This is a genomic window from Chryseobacterium sp. Y16C, from assembly GCF_022488405.1.
Taxonomy (GTDB): Bacteria; Bacteroidota; Bacteroidia; order Flavobacteriales; family Weeksellaceae; genus Chryseobacterium; species Chryseobacterium geocarposphaerae.
The window spans coordinates 4,551,277-4,566,757 of the sequence record NZ_CP092711.1 but is presented as its reverse complement, the minus strand read 5'-3'; the positions used below and the strand labels follow the sequence as shown (position 1 = coordinate 4,566,757).

The following is a 15,481-nucleotide window of genomic DNA, read 5'->3' as shown; positions in this document are numbered from 1 at the left end:
AAATCAATTAACGATATCCTCCCTTATCTCAACAGACCACTTCCATATCTTTTATCAGAATTTTAACAGGTATTTTCAAATCTGTCTGGATTTTAACCCGTAATGCTTCCAATGCGGAGGGCTCACCGTGAACCAACATGATCTGTCGAGGCGGATTCTTATATTTTCTTATCCATTCTATCAGTTCAGATTGATCAGCATGGGCAGATAACCCCGTTAATTCCACTATTTTTGCTTTTACCGGATAGTATTTTCCGTGAATTTTTAACTCATGAGATTCATTAAGCAATGCTCTACCGCGAGTACCTTCTGCCTGAAATCCAACAATCAATACTGTATTCCGGCTATTTCCTATATCATGCTTTAAATATTCAAGCACACGTCCTCCTGTAAGCATACCACTTCCTGCAATAATTATTTTACTTTGCTTATCATGAACGATTTCCGCAGTATTTGCATATTCTCTATTAATATTGACATGCTCAATAATTTCCAGCCATTTATCCCGATCTACAGTAGTATACTCAGCATATTCAACCATAATATCAGTGGCCGAAGCTGCCATAGGGCTATCCATTATTATTGGAAGGTTATGAGGTATTCTGTTTTGTTCCTTAAGCTGATAAAGAATATAAATAAGTTCCTGTGCTCTGCCCACAGCAAAACTTGGAATAATCACATTGCCATGGTTTTTAACAGTATGATTGATCCAATGCGCCAAACTATCATACAAATCGGTACTGTCATGAAGCCTGTCTCCGTACGTTGATTCCATCACTAAAAAATCAGCTTTGGTGAAAAAATCAGGTGGCGGGAGAATAGCACTGTGGCTACGTCCTATATCACCGGAAAAAATTATCGTTTTATCAAAACACACAATTTCTACAGAACAAGCTCCAATGATATGACCACAAGGCTTGAATCTGCAGTGTATGTGATTACTTAACTGTATGCTGGTATTTTCCTTAACAGTAAAAAATTGTTTAAAAGATTTTTCAGCATCATTTATCGTGTATAGGGGCTTTGCAGGATGGTGCTTTGTATAATGATGATAGTTTGCTTTTTCTGCATCCTCTTCCTGTAATTTTGCACTGTCAAGTAAAATTAATTTGGTTAGTTCCCTCGTGGGTTCAGTCATATAAATTTTACCTTTAAACCCGTTTTTTACAAGAAGGGGAATATATCCGCAGTGATCCAGATGAGCATGGGTAAGAATGACAATATCAATTTCCGCTAAATCGATACTTAAAGATTCCCAGTTTTGTTCACGAAGTGCTTTTATCCCTTGAAACAAGCCACAGTCGATTAATATGGTAAGCTCGGAGGTTTTCAGTAAATGTTTGGATCCGGTAACCGTTCCCGCTCCTCCAAGGGATTTTATAATCATTGTATCCATTTCTTTTTTGTTGTAAACCTGTTGCTCATTGAAAATGTAATGTCTTATGACTAAGACCATTTTCAAGTGCTCAACAGGTTTTATGAATTAATAGTGAAAAAAATCAGCGTATTTTAATCTCTTTTACCTCTCTTTTATCCAGATTAGTTTTACTGATCGTAATATTTAACAATCCGTTTTTATAATTGGCTTTTATATGACCTAAAGTGATGTTTTCCGGTAAACGGAAACTGCGGGAAAATGAAGAAGCAGAAAACTCTTTTCTTACAAAATTTTCCTGTTCTTCTTTTTTCTCCTCACTCTTTTCAGCACTGATAATAAGTGATCCGTCTTCCACTGCTACCTTAAAATCTTTTTTCTTAAAGCCCGGAGCTGATACTTTAACCCTATAGACACCATTCCTGTCAATAATATTAATGGTAGGTTCCATTTTCATTGATTCATCTAAAAATCCATCCTTATTCCAGAAGTCTTCTATTACACGATCCATTGGAGATTGAGTGCTTTTTTCTAAAGTTTTCATAATAAATCTATTTTAAATTAATACTCCAAAGGTATTAGTGAAACAGCATGCAAACTATGATCTCAGTTAGGGTTTCATATGATCCTGGTCACGATTTTCCCAACCATCTAAGGTTTTAATGATCAAGGATGCAGCCAGTCTTGGATCAGAGCATTTAATAATATGGAATTGTATTCCGGAATTTTTAATAATTGGTAAATCAATAAAAAACTCTTCCTTCGATTTTAAAATGAGGTATTGTATTCCCAATGAAATAAGTTTCAGGATAAAACTATGTGAAAGTTGATTTTCCTGATGTATGATAATGACAACATCTTTTGCCTCTGCAAAATGAACTGTGTTTTCATTCAAAGGATCTGTTATGATGGTAATCTTGTGTGTTTTACGATTAGCCAACGCAAGAAGTTCTTTTTCTTCTTGATTTATATTATAAACTATCACTTTCATAATGTCTTTTGAATAATCAAATGTATTGAACCCAATAGAACTATTCAATGTATAAAATCATTATAAAAAGTGACAGAAATTAGTTTTTTAATTTTTGAAGACGTGAAACATCCAATATTGTAATCCTGCCCGCATTTCTATCTATTAAATGTTCTTCTTTAAAATCACTGAGAATCCTGCTTACTGTTTCAATAGCCATTCCCGCCATAGAAGCCAGGTTTTCCCTGGAGATCTCAAAATTTTCAGTATCTCTATATTTACCGTATAATTTAAGCAGTACCTCTGCCATTCTTTTTCTTACTGAAAAATAAGCAAGCTGCAATAGCTGCTCCTCATGACTGATAACATTTCCGGCAAGAATTTTAATAAATTTTTCTGCTACATCGGGATATTTGTAAAACAATTGGTCGATAACTTCTCTGGGAACTGAACATAGGGTGGCATCTTCCAGAACTTCTGCCGTTTCTTTGTATTCTTTTCCTGCAAATAATGAGGTAATGCCAAAATAATCTTCAGCGCTATATACTCCGGTCATCAATTCCTTCCCGTCGTCTGTCATTTTTGTTGTTTTTACAGAACCGGATATCATTAAATATACCATACTTGCTGCATCTCCTTCATAATATATCACCTGCTTTTTTTTAAAAGACTTTATTTTCCTCTCATTAAACGCTTTTTGCAATTCTTCGAGTCCATGTGATGCCTGAAATAAATTGGTGATTTGTGTAAGATTGGAACTGTAAATATTTCTCTGTCGTTCCCTTTTTTTCAGACGGCTTTCTATAGCGTTCAGAAGTTCTATGTCATCATAAGGTTTTGTAAGATAATCATCTGCCCCCATTTCTATGCCTTTCCTTATTTCCATCCTGTCTGCTTTTGCCGTTATGAAAATAAAAGGAATAAGTGCAGTATCTTCTCTTTTACTCAAAAGATGCAGTACTCCATAGCCATCAAGTTCCGGCATCATAATATCACACAGTATAATATCCGGAATATGTTTTATGGCCAGATCTATGCCCTGTTTACCGTTGGAAGCCTGATATACTTCATAGTTGGCAAGCTCAAGAATTTCAGAAGTACTCTCACGAATGTCTTCATTATCCTCTATGATCAGAATCTGTATTTTTTTCATCACAACTCAATTGGAATGTTATTATAATTTTTAGGAAATGATAAAGTAAACTCAGTTCCTTTACCAAATGTGCTTTCAAATTGTATCTTCCCATCCATAAGACTGACATAGCGCTGAACAATATTGAGACCTAAGCCGGTCCCGGGAATATTTCCTGTATTGTGAGCACGGAAAAATGGCTGGAAAAGAGCAGAATGATCTTCTTCAGGTATTCCTATTCCATTATCCTTTACCGAAAATACATATTGATTTTTTTTTATTTCTGTGGAAAACTCAATCAGGGTATGTTCCCCGGAATATTTTATCGCATTACTTATCAGGTTCATCAGGCAATTCTTCAATAAATTTTGATCTAAATTGATTTCACTTTCTGATCCTGTATGCTGATAAATTATAATTTGATCTTCTTTGGTGATGAGCTGCATTTCTTCCGTAAGTTCTTCTGAAAATTTGATGACATCAAATAGACAATGATTGGGATGTACAATCCCTGCTTCCAGCTTTTCCAATGAAAGAAAATCATTGAGAATACCGTTCAGACTCCCAATAGCTGTTTTGATTTTATGAAGGTGTTTTACGATCTGGAGACTATCCGAAACCTGAAGGTATTTCTCTATCAAAATAACAGACAGCTGCATAGAACTTAAAGGAGTACGAAACTCATGAGATGCCATTGATACGAAACGGCTTTTCATACGGTTCAGTTCCTTTTCTTTTTCCAGCGATACATTCGCTTCGTCCTTTGCCTCTTCCAACTCGTAAAGCATTTTTTTAAGCGATTTTGTACGGTCTTCGACTAATTCTTCAAGCTCCATCGTATAATTTTTAAGAAACTCTTCCGCTTCTTTTTCTTTGGAAAGATCATGGATAAACCCTGTGTAAATAGTACCTTCCTGAAACTGAACTTCACTTACAGCAAGCCTGAAAGGAAATTGTGTGCCATCTTTTCTTAATCCTTTTACTTCTCTTCCTTTTCCAATGATTTTTTTTTCGCCGGTATTCTGATAATTGAGTAAATAACCATCATGCCGGCTCCTATCCGGTTCCGGCATTAATACTGAAATATTTTTCCCGATTAATTCTTCTGCTTTGTAGCCAAATATTTTTAGTGCGGAGGGATTCAGGCTTTCTATTCTCCCTCTGTCATCAATGGTAATAATACCGTCAATAGCCGTTTCAATGATGGCTTGTAACAGTTTGGCACTTTCCATAGTTATCGTATTATGCAGCAATATAAAGTTATGCATTTTAGCACAATGAACATGTATGATCTATGAAAATGTTTATGTATTCAATATTATCCGTACTATATAAAAACTATATTTGATAATCAATTCAAAAATGAATATGACCGTTTTCAGGAATGGTTAATAATGGAATTTCTAATTCGAAAGCCTGTCTTGTGGCATGACTTCCCAAAAATAGTCTTTTGAAAAAACTTTTGTCATGATGTCCCATTACCAGCATATCAATGTCTTTATGTTTTAGTATTTCCAAACCGTAATCTATATTTTCACTGTATATGCAGTTGTAGCAAATTTTACCACTCAGATTCTTTAGAAACATCTCTTTTTTATGCTCATAATCAACATCCTGGATTACATCATTATTACTCTGAATAATATGGGTAATCAAAAGCTCAGCATCAAAATACTTGGCAAATCCAATTAATAACTGAGCCGTTTTAATGTCTTTTCTATTCAGATCTGTTGCGAAGGCAATCTTCTTCAGGCCATTATATTTATAGCCTAACGGAATTAAAAGAAGTGGATACTTTGTGCTTTCAATCATCTGTATGCTGTTGCTTCCGAAAACAAAACGAGTAAGCATCCCTGCTCCCTGCATACCCATAACAATAAGGAGCGGGTCTTTTTCAGCTGCCATATTGGTGATCACATGAACTGCGTCACCTCCTTCACATCTATAATGTATCGAAGGATGAAATGGAAAAGCTTCATCTCCCCATAGAACTTTTCCTCTGTCTTCCAGCGCCTTTGCCAACTTTTTAAGCTCTTTTGTATTTTCTTCGTATAAATCTGGATATTCATACGGCGACCAGGCAGTCTGACCAAGCATTGGACTTTCAATCGGTACTCCAAAGGCGTGACATAAATCGATACTGGATTTCAGGGCATTGGCCAAATGCAGAGCATAAAAGGCAGCATTTCGCGCTGACTTTGAGTAATCTGTGGGTACTAAAATTGTTCTCATAATCTGATTATTTATTTTGGTTAAACATATTTTCTAATGAATCATCTAGATGATAAATATCTTCATATAATACAGGCTTTCCATCCATTATTAGGCAGGTCAGATAGGCTATAATAATCGGAACAGGTTCCTTTAGAACAAAATCTTTCCTTTTATACTCTGACATTGCACTTTCCAAAACAGGAATCTTGTTTGCAGAACCATCGTTTTTTAGCATGAGCGTTGCGAGTTCTTTAGCATTCTCAACACGAATACAGCCGTGGCTCAAAGCTCTTTCATCTTTATTGAACAGTTGTTTCTGAGAAGTATCATGGAGATATATTCCATAAGAGTTTTCAAATCTAAAAACCACCGCTCCCAGTGCATTATCACAACCTGATGACTGTCTTACACTGTACCGATGAGGATTTTGACGGATCTCTTTTAGTTTTGATGAATTTATTTCAACCTGGTTCCCGTTTTTATCATAAACCGAGTAATGATGGCTCTCTAAATATTGGGGGCTTTTTAAGATTTTAGGCAGCATTTCTTTTATGAAAATACTTTGGGGAACCTTCCAGTCGGGTGCCGTTGTAAAATAATTGATTTTACTTCGCAAAACTGGTGTTTTGGTTGTAGGCTTCCCTACAATAACTTTAAAATCAAATACATCATCCTGATGATAAAGTTTCAATGTATAGGAAGGAATATTTACCAGAATATAGGTTGTCTCTTTAGTATCAATCCATCGTAAACGCTCCATATTGATGATGATTTTTTCATATTCCCTTTGTGGGGCTATACAGTCATTTTCCGAATAGAGGGTATTTAAATAGTTTTGAAAGTCCGCGTATTCTTTTATTTTAGGCTGCACCTCAAGGACTGTCTTAAGGAAATCTTTCTGTTGTCTTGCATTCAGCAGTATATCGTCGGATCGAAATCCATCAATATCATTGGAATCGACATATGATGATTCGTACAATGGGTTGTATTTTCCCAAATGCAGATTATTGATGAAAGTGATCAGCGCATCCGTCATCAGAATATCGAACTCAGCTTTCTCTTTTTCACTCGTTTCCGCAGGAGTATCTCGCAATTTTCTCAATTTCTGAAGAGAAATGGCATCCCAATGATAGTCAGATAGAGACAGTCCAAATCGATAGGAATATTCCAACAGTAACATTGCAATTTCAGACTGATCTGATCTTTGTGCAGTTATCCATGCATATTCATCATTATTTCTGGTATAAAACCTAATAACCGATTGGGGGTAATGCAGTTTTGAGAGAGCAACATTGTCTTTAAGTGAAGAAATAATTCCCTGCGATGTTTTTAAATCCTGACCTTGTGTGATTATTGCAAAGCAAAGAATAATGGTGAATGTTAAAAAAGCTTTCATAATCTGAAATTTATACCACAAATTTCCAAATTACTTTACCGTCAAATAATGATTGGCATCACTAAAAATAATGATGCCGCTATACTCTAACCTATCTTTTATCAAAGTTCTCCAAATATGCACTATAAGTAAATTGATTTAGAGTTTTATGCTTATAAGAGGTTGAATTGATGAACTGACCAGCATCATTTTTCGCAGTGATACGTATCATATTATTTTTCATACAGTTTGGTGACCTTTGGGATGAATTAACCTAAACATTATCATGAAAAAAATACAACATCATAAGCTTATCATTTTTATGCGCAACACTTCTCAATTCTTATGTATCACACTAAATATATCAATCAGTTAAAAGAAAAATATTTTGAGCAACAGAATTAAAAAGATGGTTTTAATGCAATTATAAAATTCTTCCAATTAACAAACTTTAAACATTTATTAATCCAAAAAAAGTTGAAATGAAAACAAATGCAAAATTACAAAGAGATGTTCAAAATGCCATTAAATGGGAACCATTATTACATGCTGCAGAAATTGGCGTTATTGCAAAAGACGGTGTTGTTTCTCTTACCGGTATAGTCGACAACTATGCAAAAAAAGCTGAGGCAGAAAATGCTGCCAAAAAAGTTGCAGGTGTTAAGGCTTTAGTTGAAAACATTGAAGTAAAATTTCCAAGCGAATTAAAAAAGACTGATGCTGAAGTAGCCAAGGAAGTATTGGGTGCTTTACGATCTAATTACTCTATTCCTGATGATAAAATAATGGTAAAAGTGGAAGATGGATGGGTAACCTTAGAAGGTGAATTACCATGGCACTACCAAAAAGAGGAAGCAGCCAGCGTGGTAAAATATCTTACCGGCGTAAAGGGGTTGATCAATAAAATTACAATTAAATCAGAATTGGACGATGCGATACAAAAAAAAGACATTCAGGACGCATTGAAAAGAAGCTCAATTTACGATAATGATATTAAAGTAGCCGTTTTAGGAACAACAGTAACTTTAACGGGAACTGCAAATTCACTGTATCAGAAGGAAGAAGCCGGCCGTATTGCCTGGAAAACTCCGGGTATATGGAATGTAAAGAATGAACTTGAAGTTAATTATGAGTATGACTTTTATTAACCAGGAATTAATCTGAACTCATGAGCAAATTAGAAAATAAAGTAGCCATTATAACCGGTGCTGCTGAAAGTATAGGAATAATTACAGCTAAAATATTTTTAGAAGAGGATGAAAACGTTTTGCATATAAAAACAAAAAATGCCCACTGGAACGTGGAAGGAACTGACTATCATGACAAACATACTTTCCCGTTATGTTGTATACAACATAACGGGGACTCCCAACAGGAAGATGCCGATCCCGTATTCAAGAAGAAAAAGGACGGCCATCTGGGTATGCCAGTTAACAGACACTATATTTTTATTACAGACCCTTCTTTTGAGATTTAAAACCGTAAATCATTACATTTCATAAAGGATAGTTAATTATTGAAAATATTTTTTCAATCAAAAGAGTTGAAGTTTAAAATTTTCTTAAAAAAAATTAGTCTATATTGAATAATTTTTTAATTTAGTAAGAGAAATTAATACCACAAAATGTTAACCACCAAACTATTAAATATGAAAAATATATTATTCCATAGAATTAAAAAATGAAATCGTTTCTTGATTCATTAGTTTACTATTGCTGCCTATACAGACAATTTAGTCACCTGCCTGAATAAAGTACCGTTATTTATCAATTACCCAATAAAATAATCAAATAGTCATGCATGTATTTGCAATGATTAATTTGGAATTGATATTATTTGTAATTTTTGTTTTCTACCATCTATCATCAAACAAGATTATAGATGGTACTGCATTGTTAGAGATTAAAACAAGACCAATATTCTATGAAAAATTAATAAACCATACAACCATGAACACCCTATCATTACTTAATAATCATTTTAAGTACCCATTCCCAACATTAAAAAACCCTCCTGCAGATCTTCTGCAGGAGATTACCGAAAAGACTGGATCGACGGAGAATATATGTGGCTTTACGAGCAAAATCCAGATCTTTGCAAGAAGTACAAAAAAAACCAAAACAGCTCATTCTGAATGGCAAAATTAATACTGAAGAAGTAACCATTCCTTTGGGAACCATGCTATTTTCGCTAAGACAGGAGCTTCTGCAATTTATCCCCGAGGAATCAATCTCAAGATTCACTCAAATGATTAACAGATATTTCATCGGCTTAGCAAAAGGAGTAAATAATAAAAAAAATAAAAAATTCCCTACGATAACAAAATGTATTGCCCTGCGGGAAGATTCCATCTGCTTATATCCTTTTTTGCAGCTGACAGAAGTGGAAACCGATGTTATCCTTCCTCAGGAAATTCATGATCATCCCGTGATACGTCGTTTGCAGGCATTAGCATGCAGATCTCCCTTGAAGAAGCCTGTCTGGAAGATCAACGCCTTCACAATGAAGATCTTTGGGAATTTGTGGAATTACAATCTTCTCTTCCTGATTTTGGCATCTGACAGGATGCCGTTGTCAACTGGATCCATTATATGAGCATGGTTTTAAGTGGATGGAAGAATATCTCTACAAAACTGGCTCGTTATAATGCTATGGAATTTCCGGATGCGGAAGAGCTGAAAAGCAGGCTGAATCAAATATAAAAAAGTATAAAAGAAAACTACTCATGATTGTCATATTCTATTAACGTTCTTAAAACAAAATTAAACCTATGAACATAAGAGAAGAATTAATTTTACCCAAATGCAAATATCCTTGGGAAACAATTGAAAGTCCTATTGCTAACGCCTTTGATGAAGAGGAAAAAAGCTGGTATGATAATGATTATACTTTTATTTCTGAAGAAGGGATAAAAAGATGCAAACCTCAGTTCTTATCCAGAGTTGCTACTTATATGAATCCAACCTGCAATAGTATAGTACATATGCGCCCTTGTGCAAGATTAATGATCTATATTACAATTTTTGATGATTTTTTTGGATTAACGCCAGCTGATGAATTGCAAGCTCAGGCCAATCGCGTCTATGAAGTAATGATGGGTGATGATCCCGCTCCTGATGAAATAGGTATTTTGAGACAAATGGCACAAGCGAGGAAAGAATGGATTGCCAATGGTATGCCTCAGTTTTGGATAGAGCGTGTATCCAAAAATTTTTATGAATTTATTGTATATGGTATGAAAGAGGAAATACCTTTCAAACAAGCTGAAAAAATAACCTATCCCTTGCTTCCTCATTATTTTAGTTTCAGAAAATATTCAATCGGTATGTGGCCTTATGGGGATTTAATAGATCCTGCTACCAATTCTCCTTTGCCAGTACATATTTATAACCATCCTGTTATACAGCGCTGCAGAGAATTACTCTCTCTGATTATTACCATACAAAATGATTTTGCCTCTCTAATGAAAGAAATTGAAATTGAAAAAGAATGTTTAAATATTATTTTCATTTTAAGACACCACGAAAATCTTTCTTATCAGGAAGCCTGTGATAAAGCCATGAAGCTGCATGATGAATATTGTCAGGAGCTGGATGATCTACACAAATCTCTCCATCACCTGAAATTTGGTGAATTTCAAGAAATGGCATATGACCATGTTTATCACATTAAATTGCAGATAAGCGGTTGTGCCAATTGGTATTATAACTCCGGGACCAAAAGGTACGAACATAAGGCTTTTATTGTTCCACAATACGGCAGAGAAGGAGATGATATTCAGATCCCACACAGTGTTTTTGTGAAAAAATAATTCCATAAGATCTAATAGTAAAACAGGAAAATTGAAAGTAAAGTTCATTTTCCTGTTTAATTCTTAGTACTGAAAAGATAATAATACAGAAAAGGATTTTTAAAATTAATGGATCTCCACAATGCAAATATTACTGTGTCAAAACAAAAGAATCTTTTATGTTCAGAGTACGATTACTAAGATTCTTCACTAAAAATCAGCTGATTATATCACTTCATGGTCTTTTAAATAATACCAAAATTAAGATTACGCATGAAAACTGATAGAATAAAAGACAGGCTTGCTGAAAAATTAAGCAATGATTATGATACATGGCATAATGTATTAAACAATACACAACCAAAAGACTATGTTTGTAACCACTGGAAAGCAGAAATTAATCCAACAGATATTGAGATAGATACTCTCAATAGAGTTTTTTGATGAATGATGTTTTTTTTCTACTAATGGAACATTTGAGATAATGAAGGTATATCTTGCAATAAAGCCTTTACTGCAAAAGGTAAATTTAACTTTGATAATGCAAGCAATCTAAAAATTGAGGAAATAAAAATTGAGATTGAAATAGATATTTTTAGACTACTATATGTTATTTAAAATGGAGCTCAATTGAGCTTTACAATAACGTTGACAGGGTTAAAAATAAAACAACACAAGACAGAACATTTCCTTATAGCTAACAGAGGTAACTATTCTTTAGTACTAAAATGGATTATTTAAAACATACTTTTTTCTGGTCAGGTATATGGTTAACAAAGTATTTGGAACACAATATAATTAAATTCTTAACATTATTTTTTGAAACTCAATCCAAACAATTGGATAATATCGTAAACAGTATTGCAGAAAGGATACGGTCTCTCGGTCAGTATGTATCGGCAACTCTACAATCGTATTTAAGGTCAACTCATTTTACAGAACAAAATGGGGAGAGACATAACAGCCAGGCTTTTACTACAGAATTGTTACAAGATCATGAAAGTCTTATTCTTAGACTTTGTGAATATACCATGAACTGTAAGGATGACTTACACGACATAAGAACAAGTCATTTTATAACTCGCCTCTTAGAAATACATCAGAAAATGGCTTGGCTTTTACGTTCATATATCATAGAATAAATTTGCAGACAAAAATTAAAGCCAACTCTAATATATAGTTCTTAGTTAAGAGTTATTTCCAAATTTGATCAAATAAGTGCTTTGCATTTTCAATTGTAAAAAGTCCTGTTCCTTCGGTCATTGTAGTGGCAGATCCACAAGCGATTCCCATGGAAAGGACTTTTTTGTAATCTCCTCCTTTTACCAAAACCGAAACCATTCCCGCAACCATACTGTCTCCGGCACCAACAGTGCTTTTCACTTCTACAGGTGGTGCCTCAATCCTAATTTTTTCGCTTGCTGAAAATAAAACAGCTCCCAGAGAACCCAATGACACTACTACAACCTCAGCTTTACCCTGCGAAATGATAAGCTGGGCAGCTTGATCTACATCAGTTTCTTCCAACTTTTCTTTTCCCACTAAATAGGCAAGTTCCCCAATATTCGGTTTTAATAAAAACACACCCTCTTCTACAGATGTTTTCAAAGCTTCTCCTGATGTATCGATAATTATCTTACTTCCCTTTGACTTATACATATTAATAAGTTTTCTTATAAAATTCGGATTTGTTTCTGTTGGTAAACTACCGCTGATGACGACAAAATCCGGACAGAGACTTACCATAGGCAAACTGCTTAGAATATCCTTTTCTTCTTCCTTCGTCAGCTCTTCTCCGGGAAACCCAAACCTGTACTGCTTATTGTTGGAGATATCCAAAACAATGAAATTCTCCCGGGTTTCTGAAGTAACATCGAAAGGGAATATATTTAGCTCTTCGGCTTTAAGCAATTTTTCAAGCAATCCACCGGTTCTTCCTCCTGAAGTAAAAAAAATATCTGAGGCTATCCCCAATCTTTTCAGGGCTCTGGATACATTAATTCCTCCTCCTCCCGGTTCATATTTAGGAGAATCACAACGTAATTTTTTTTCAGGAATGATATTTTGAACACTGCTGCTTTTATCTACCGACGGGTTCAACGTTATTGTTAAAATAGTTTTGTCCATTTTACTAATTTTTTAAGCTAAGCACTTACATAGCTATCCAAATTTCAATAATAAAATACACATCACCAAATATTTACCCTGATTAACATCATGATTCACTGTGATGTTGATCATCTTATATTTTACGAAGTTGCTGGAACTTTGAAATATAAAATTGTATGAAAAATGAAGACAAACGCAGAATTACAAAAAGATGTTCAGAATGCCATTCTATGGGAACCTTTGCTTCATTCAGCAGAAATTGGTGTTACTGTAAATAACGGAATTGTTTGCCTTACAGGGAATGTAGACAGTTATGCAAAAAAACTGCAGGCTGAGCATGCCGCAAAAAATGTTTTTGGGGTAAAAGTCTTGGTAGAAGATATCGAAGTAAAAATACCAGATCCCAGGACAAAAACCGATGTCGAAATCGCCAGTGAAATTATAGCTGCATTTAATGCAAATTCATTTATTCCACAAGAAAAAATAACCGTAAAAGTAGAAGACGGTTGGGTAGATCTGGATGGTGAAGTATCTTGGGAGTACTTAAGGGAAATTACAGAAAACGCCGTCAAGTATCTTCCCGGTGTCAAAGGTATTTACAATAATATTACCATTAACCCCGAAATCCGGGATACTGTTGAAAAGAATGATATTGAAAAGGCTCTTGACAGAAGTTCGATCGATAATAGTGAAATCAGTGTATCCGTATCCGGAACAACTGCCACATTAACGGGCACGGTACATACCTGGCATCAAAAAGAGGAAGCTGGTCGTATTGCCTGGAAAACACCTGGTATACAGGATGTAAAAAACAAGTTAGAAGTAGATTATGAGTATGATTTGTAAGTAATAGGCTTGTCACTCATTTCTAAAAATTACAAACCGTCGGTTTTATCAATCGGCTTAAGACTTTTTTCATATAGCTCATCAATACAGTGCACTGGAATATTTTAAATGCAACATCGTGAAAACCTATTTTAAAAATAACCTTAGCATTGCAGGCAATATAGCTTTATTCTCGGGGCGCTTTTTTAAAGAAATTTTCAAACCGGGATTTGAGTTTAAGGAGTTTACACAACAGTGTTTTGTTGTTGGTTACCAGTCATTGCCTCTGGTAACGATAACAGCTTTTATCATGGGATTGGTACTCACTATACAGTCACGGCCGGCTATGGCAAGGTTCGGTGCAGAGTCTATGATACCCGGTATGGTTTCACTGTCATTAATAAGGGAGATTGCTCCGGTTATTACAGCTTTGATTTGTGCAGGAAGAGTTTCATCAGGAATTGGGGCAGAATTAGGTTCTATGAAAGTAACGGAACAAATTGATGCCATGGAGGTTTCAGCAATCAACCCCTATCGGTATCTGGTGGTAACCAGAACCCTTGCTACGACATTAATGCTTCCTGTTTTAGTATTATATGCCGATCTGATTGGGATTATGGGTGGATTTATAGGCATCAATATGCACGGCGAAAGCAATATCGAACATTATTTCTCCCATGTATTTCAATCGTTAGAATATGAAGATATTTTACCGGCTATCATTAAAACCTTCTTTTTCGGATTTTTTATTGGGATTATTGGTTGCTATGAAGGATTTAATGCTTCAGGAGGTACTAAAAGTGTGGGAAAAGCGGCTAACTTAGCCGTAGTTTCAGCATCACTGATCATTTTTATCATTGATCTTATAGCCGTACAGATAACCGACTTATTTTTTAAATTATGATGGAAAATAGGGAAATATTTACAGCCGGGTATAATGGTTTACAAAACTGCGAAACATTGATAGAATTTAAAAATGTTTACAAATCATATGGCAGTAATAAGGTGCTGAATGGCATAAGCTTTACCGTTAAAAGAGGAGAAAATCTGGTCATTTTAGGAAAATCGGGCTCGGGAAAATCTGTTACTGTTAAATGCCTTGTAGGTCTCACAAAAGTTGATAAAGGAGAAATATTCATATCAGGAAAGGATATAACAAAATTGAATGAGGAAGAGCTCAACAGGATTCGAATGAAAATTGGTTTTTTATTCCAAAATGGAGCCCTATATGATTCAATGACGGTTAGAGAGAATTTAGTCTTTACATTGCAGCACAATAATAAAATGCTTACCGAGCAGGAAATAGAAATGGCTGTTAAAGAAGCATTACAAAATGTAGGACTGGAGGAAGCGATTGACCTATTGCCGGCAGAACTCTCCGGAGGAATGAGAAAGAGAATCGGGCTGGCCAGAGCATTAATCATTAAACCTGAAATTATCATTTATGATGAGCCAACCGGAGGTTTAGATACCATCACAGCCCGTGAAATTATAGAGGTCATTCGAAATATCAAATTAAAGTACAATACCTCATCCATTATCATCACACACGATTTAACCTGTGCAAAATATACCGGTGACAGAATCATCGTCCTGAAGGACGGTCTCATTAAAGCTGAAGGCAGCTATAAAGACATAGAGCATAATGCCGATGATTGGGTAAGATCTTTTTTTGAGAAATAAATAAATCA

The 15,481-nt window shown here is 34.9% G+C and carries 17 protein-coding genes; 9 read left to right on the top strand and 8 right to left on the bottom strand.

Translation table 11 applies throughout. The features are described 5' to 3' along the window. Positions 1 to 28: 28 nt before the first annotated feature. The 7 genes from MKS83_RS20840 to MKS83_RS20810 form a co-directional block, all read right to left on the bottom strand. Complete coding sequence (locus MKS83_RS20840; RefSeq protein WP_240583211.1) at positions 29 to 1,396, bottom strand: MBL fold metallo-hydrolase RNA specificity domain-containing protein; 1,368 nt, start codon at positions 1,394 to 1,396, stop codon at positions 29 to 31. A 103-nt stretch (positions 1,397 to 1,499) separates the two neighbouring features. After that, a complete protein-coding gene (locus tag MKS83_RS20835) occupies positions 1,500 to 1,919 on the bottom strand; it encodes an Hsp20/alpha crystallin family protein (RefSeq protein ID WP_240581178.1) in 420 nt (139 codons plus the stop codon). A 66-nt stretch (positions 1,920 to 1,985) separates the two neighbouring features. Beyond that, complete coding sequence (locus MKS83_RS20830; RefSeq protein WP_240581177.1) at positions 1,986 to 2,366, bottom strand: hypothetical protein; 381 nt, start codon at positions 2,364 to 2,366, stop codon at positions 1,986 to 1,988. A gap of 79 nt (positions 2,367 to 2,445) precedes the next feature. After that, positions 2,446 to 3,498, bottom strand: coding sequence for a response regulator (locus MKS83_RS20825; protein WP_240581176.1), 1,053 nt, complete (start codon positions 3,496 to 3,498; stop codon positions 2,446 to 2,448). Next, complete coding sequence (locus tag MKS83_RS20820) at positions 3,498 to 4,709, bottom strand: PAS domain-containing sensor histidine kinase (RefSeq protein WP_240581175.1); 1,212 nt, start codon at positions 4,707 to 4,709, stop codon at positions 3,498 to 3,500. The genes MKS83_RS20825 and MKS83_RS20820 overlap by 1 nt, the downstream gene beginning before the upstream one ends. Positions 4,710 to 4,833: 124 nt before the next feature. Next, the gene (locus MKS83_RS20815; protein WP_240581174.1) at positions 4,834 to 5,709 is read right to left on the bottom strand and encodes a universal stress protein; all 876 of its coding nucleotides are present in this window, start codon (positions 5,707 to 5,709) and stop codon (positions 4,834 to 4,836) included. 7 nt (positions 5,710 to 5,716) lie between these two features. Next, the gene (locus MKS83_RS20810) at positions 5,717 to 7,087 is read right to left on the bottom strand and encodes a L,D-transpeptidase family protein (protein ID WP_240581173.1); all 1,371 of its coding nucleotides are present in this window, start codon (positions 7,085 to 7,087) and stop codon (positions 5,717 to 5,719) included. A gap of 461 nt (positions 7,088 to 7,548) precedes the next feature. Between MKS83_RS20810 and MKS83_RS20805 the strand changes: the two genes are divergently transcribed. The 6 genes from MKS83_RS20805 to MKS83_RS20780 all read left to right on the top strand — a co-directional run bounded on the left by MKS83_RS20805 (position 7,549) and on the right by MKS83_RS20780 (position 11,998). Beyond that, on the top strand, positions 7,549 to 8,214 hold the full coding sequence (locus MKS83_RS20805) for a BON domain-containing protein (RefSeq protein ID WP_240581172.1): 666 nt from the start codon (positions 7,549 to 7,551) through the stop codon (positions 8,212 to 8,214). Positions 8,215 to 8,234: 20 nt separating this feature from the next. Beyond that, positions 8,235 to 8,543, top strand: a complete 309-nt coding sequence (locus tag MKS83_RS20800) for a hypothetical protein (protein WP_240581171.1) — start codon at positions 8,235 to 8,237, stop codon at positions 8,541 to 8,543. Between the two features lie 617 nt (positions 8,544 to 9,160). Continuing rightward, complete coding sequence (locus MKS83_RS20795) at positions 9,161 to 9,661, top strand: terpene synthase family protein (protein WP_240581170.1); 501 nt, start codon at positions 9,161 to 9,163, stop codon at positions 9,659 to 9,661. Positions 9,662 to 9,836: 175 nt separating this feature from the next. After that, entirely contained in the window at positions 9,837 to 10,877 is a 1,041-nt protein-coding gene (locus MKS83_RS20790) for a terpene synthase family protein (protein WP_240581169.1), read from the top strand. 252 nt (positions 10,878 to 11,129) lie between these two features. Then, positions 11,130 to 11,300, top strand: coding sequence for a hypothetical protein (locus tag MKS83_RS20785; RefSeq protein WP_240581168.1), 171 nt, complete (start codon positions 11,130 to 11,132; stop codon positions 11,298 to 11,300). Between the two features lie 284 nt (positions 11,301 to 11,584). Beyond that, positions 11,585 to 11,998: a Dps family protein gene (locus MKS83_RS20780; RefSeq protein ID WP_240581167.1), complete on the top strand. Its 414-nt coding sequence runs from the start codon at positions 11,585 to 11,587 to the stop codon at positions 11,996 to 11,998. 52 nt (positions 11,999 to 12,050) lie between these two features. Here the strand turns inward: MKS83_RS20780 and MKS83_RS20775 are convergent, their stop codons facing one another. After that, positions 12,051 to 12,983 (bottom strand): 1-phosphofructokinase family hexose kinase, encoded by a 933-nt coding sequence (locus MKS83_RS20775; protein WP_240581166.1) that lies wholly within the window; start codon positions 12,981 to 12,983, stop codon positions 12,051 to 12,053. Positions 12,984 to 13,148: 165 nt separating this feature from the next. Here MKS83_RS20775 and MKS83_RS20770 point away from each other — a divergent pair, with 165 nt between their 5' ends. From MKS83_RS20770 to MKS83_RS20760, 3 genes are all read left to right on the top strand, one after another. Continuing rightward, entirely contained in the window at positions 13,149 to 13,811 is a 663-nt protein-coding gene (locus tag MKS83_RS20770; RefSeq protein ID WP_240581165.1) for a BON domain-containing protein, read from the top strand. A gap of 118 nt (positions 13,812 to 13,929) precedes the next feature. Further along, complete coding sequence (locus tag MKS83_RS20765) at positions 13,930 to 14,694, top strand: MlaE family ABC transporter permease (RefSeq protein WP_240581164.1); 765 nt, start codon at positions 13,930 to 13,932, stop codon at positions 14,692 to 14,694. Beyond that, entirely contained in the window at positions 14,694 to 15,473 is a 780-nt protein-coding gene (locus MKS83_RS20760) for an ABC transporter ATP-binding protein (protein WP_240583210.1), read from the top strand. Before MKS83_RS20765 ends, MKS83_RS20760 begins: the two co-directional genes overlap by 1 nt. Positions 15,474 to 15,481 lie beyond the last annotated feature (8 nt).

Excerpts from the sequence above, each read along its gene's own strand:
- MKS83_RS20825 (WP_240581176.1), bottom strand. The coding sequence starts at position 3,498 with ATGAAAAAAATACAGATTCTGATCATAGAGGATAATGAAGACATTCGT.
- MKS83_RS20805 (WP_240581172.1), top strand. The coding sequence starts at position 7,549 with ATGAAAACAAATGCAAAATTACAAAGAGATGTTCAAAATGCCATTAAA.
- MKS83_RS20785 (WP_240581168.1), top strand. The coding sequence starts at position 11,130 with ATGAAAACTGATAGAATAAAAGACAGGCTTGCTGAAAAATTAAGCAAT.
- MKS83_RS20790 (WP_240581169.1), top strand. The coding sequence starts at position 9,837 with ATGAACATAAGAGAAGAATTAATTTTACCCAAATGCAAATATCCTTGG.
- MKS83_RS20760 (WP_240583210.1), top strand. The coding sequence starts at position 14,694 with ATGGAAAATAGGGAAATATTTACAGCCGGGTATAATGGTTTACAAAAC.
- MKS83_RS20820 (WP_240581175.1), bottom strand. The coding sequence starts at position 4,709 with ATGGAAAGTGCCAAACTGTTACAAGCCATCATTGAAACGGCTATTGAC.
- MKS83_RS20780 (WP_240581167.1), top strand. The coding sequence starts at position 11,585 with ATGGATTATTTAAAACATACTTTTTTCTGGTCAGGTATATGGTTAACA.
- MKS83_RS20835 (WP_240581178.1), bottom strand. The coding sequence starts at position 1,919 with ATGAAAACTTTAGAAAAAAGCACTCAATCTCCAATGGATCGTGTAATA.
- MKS83_RS20830 (WP_240581177.1), bottom strand. The coding sequence starts at position 2,366 with ATGAAAGTGATAGTTTATAATATAAATCAAGAAGAAAAAGAACTTCTT.
- MKS83_RS20810 (WP_240581173.1), bottom strand. The coding sequence starts at position 7,087 with ATGAAAGCTTTTTTAACATTCACCATTATTCTTTGCTTTGCAATAATC.
- MKS83_RS20800 (WP_240581171.1), top strand. The coding sequence starts at position 8,235 with ATGAGCAAATTAGAAAATAAAGTAGCCATTATAACCGGTGCTGCTGAA.
- MKS83_RS20815 (WP_240581174.1), bottom strand. The coding sequence starts at position 5,709 with ATGAGAACAATTTTAGTACCCACAGATTACTCAAAGTCAGCGCGAAAT.
- MKS83_RS20840 (WP_240583211.1), bottom strand. The coding sequence starts at position 1,396 with ATGGATACAATGATTATAAAATCCCTTGGAGGAGCGGGAACGGTTACC.
- MKS83_RS20775 (WP_240581166.1), bottom strand. The coding sequence starts at position 12,983 with ATGGACAAAACTATTTTAACAATAACGTTGAACCCGTCGGTAGATAAA.
- MKS83_RS20770 (WP_240581165.1), top strand. The coding sequence starts at position 13,149 with ATGAAGACAAACGCAGAATTACAAAAAGATGTTCAGAATGCCATTCTA.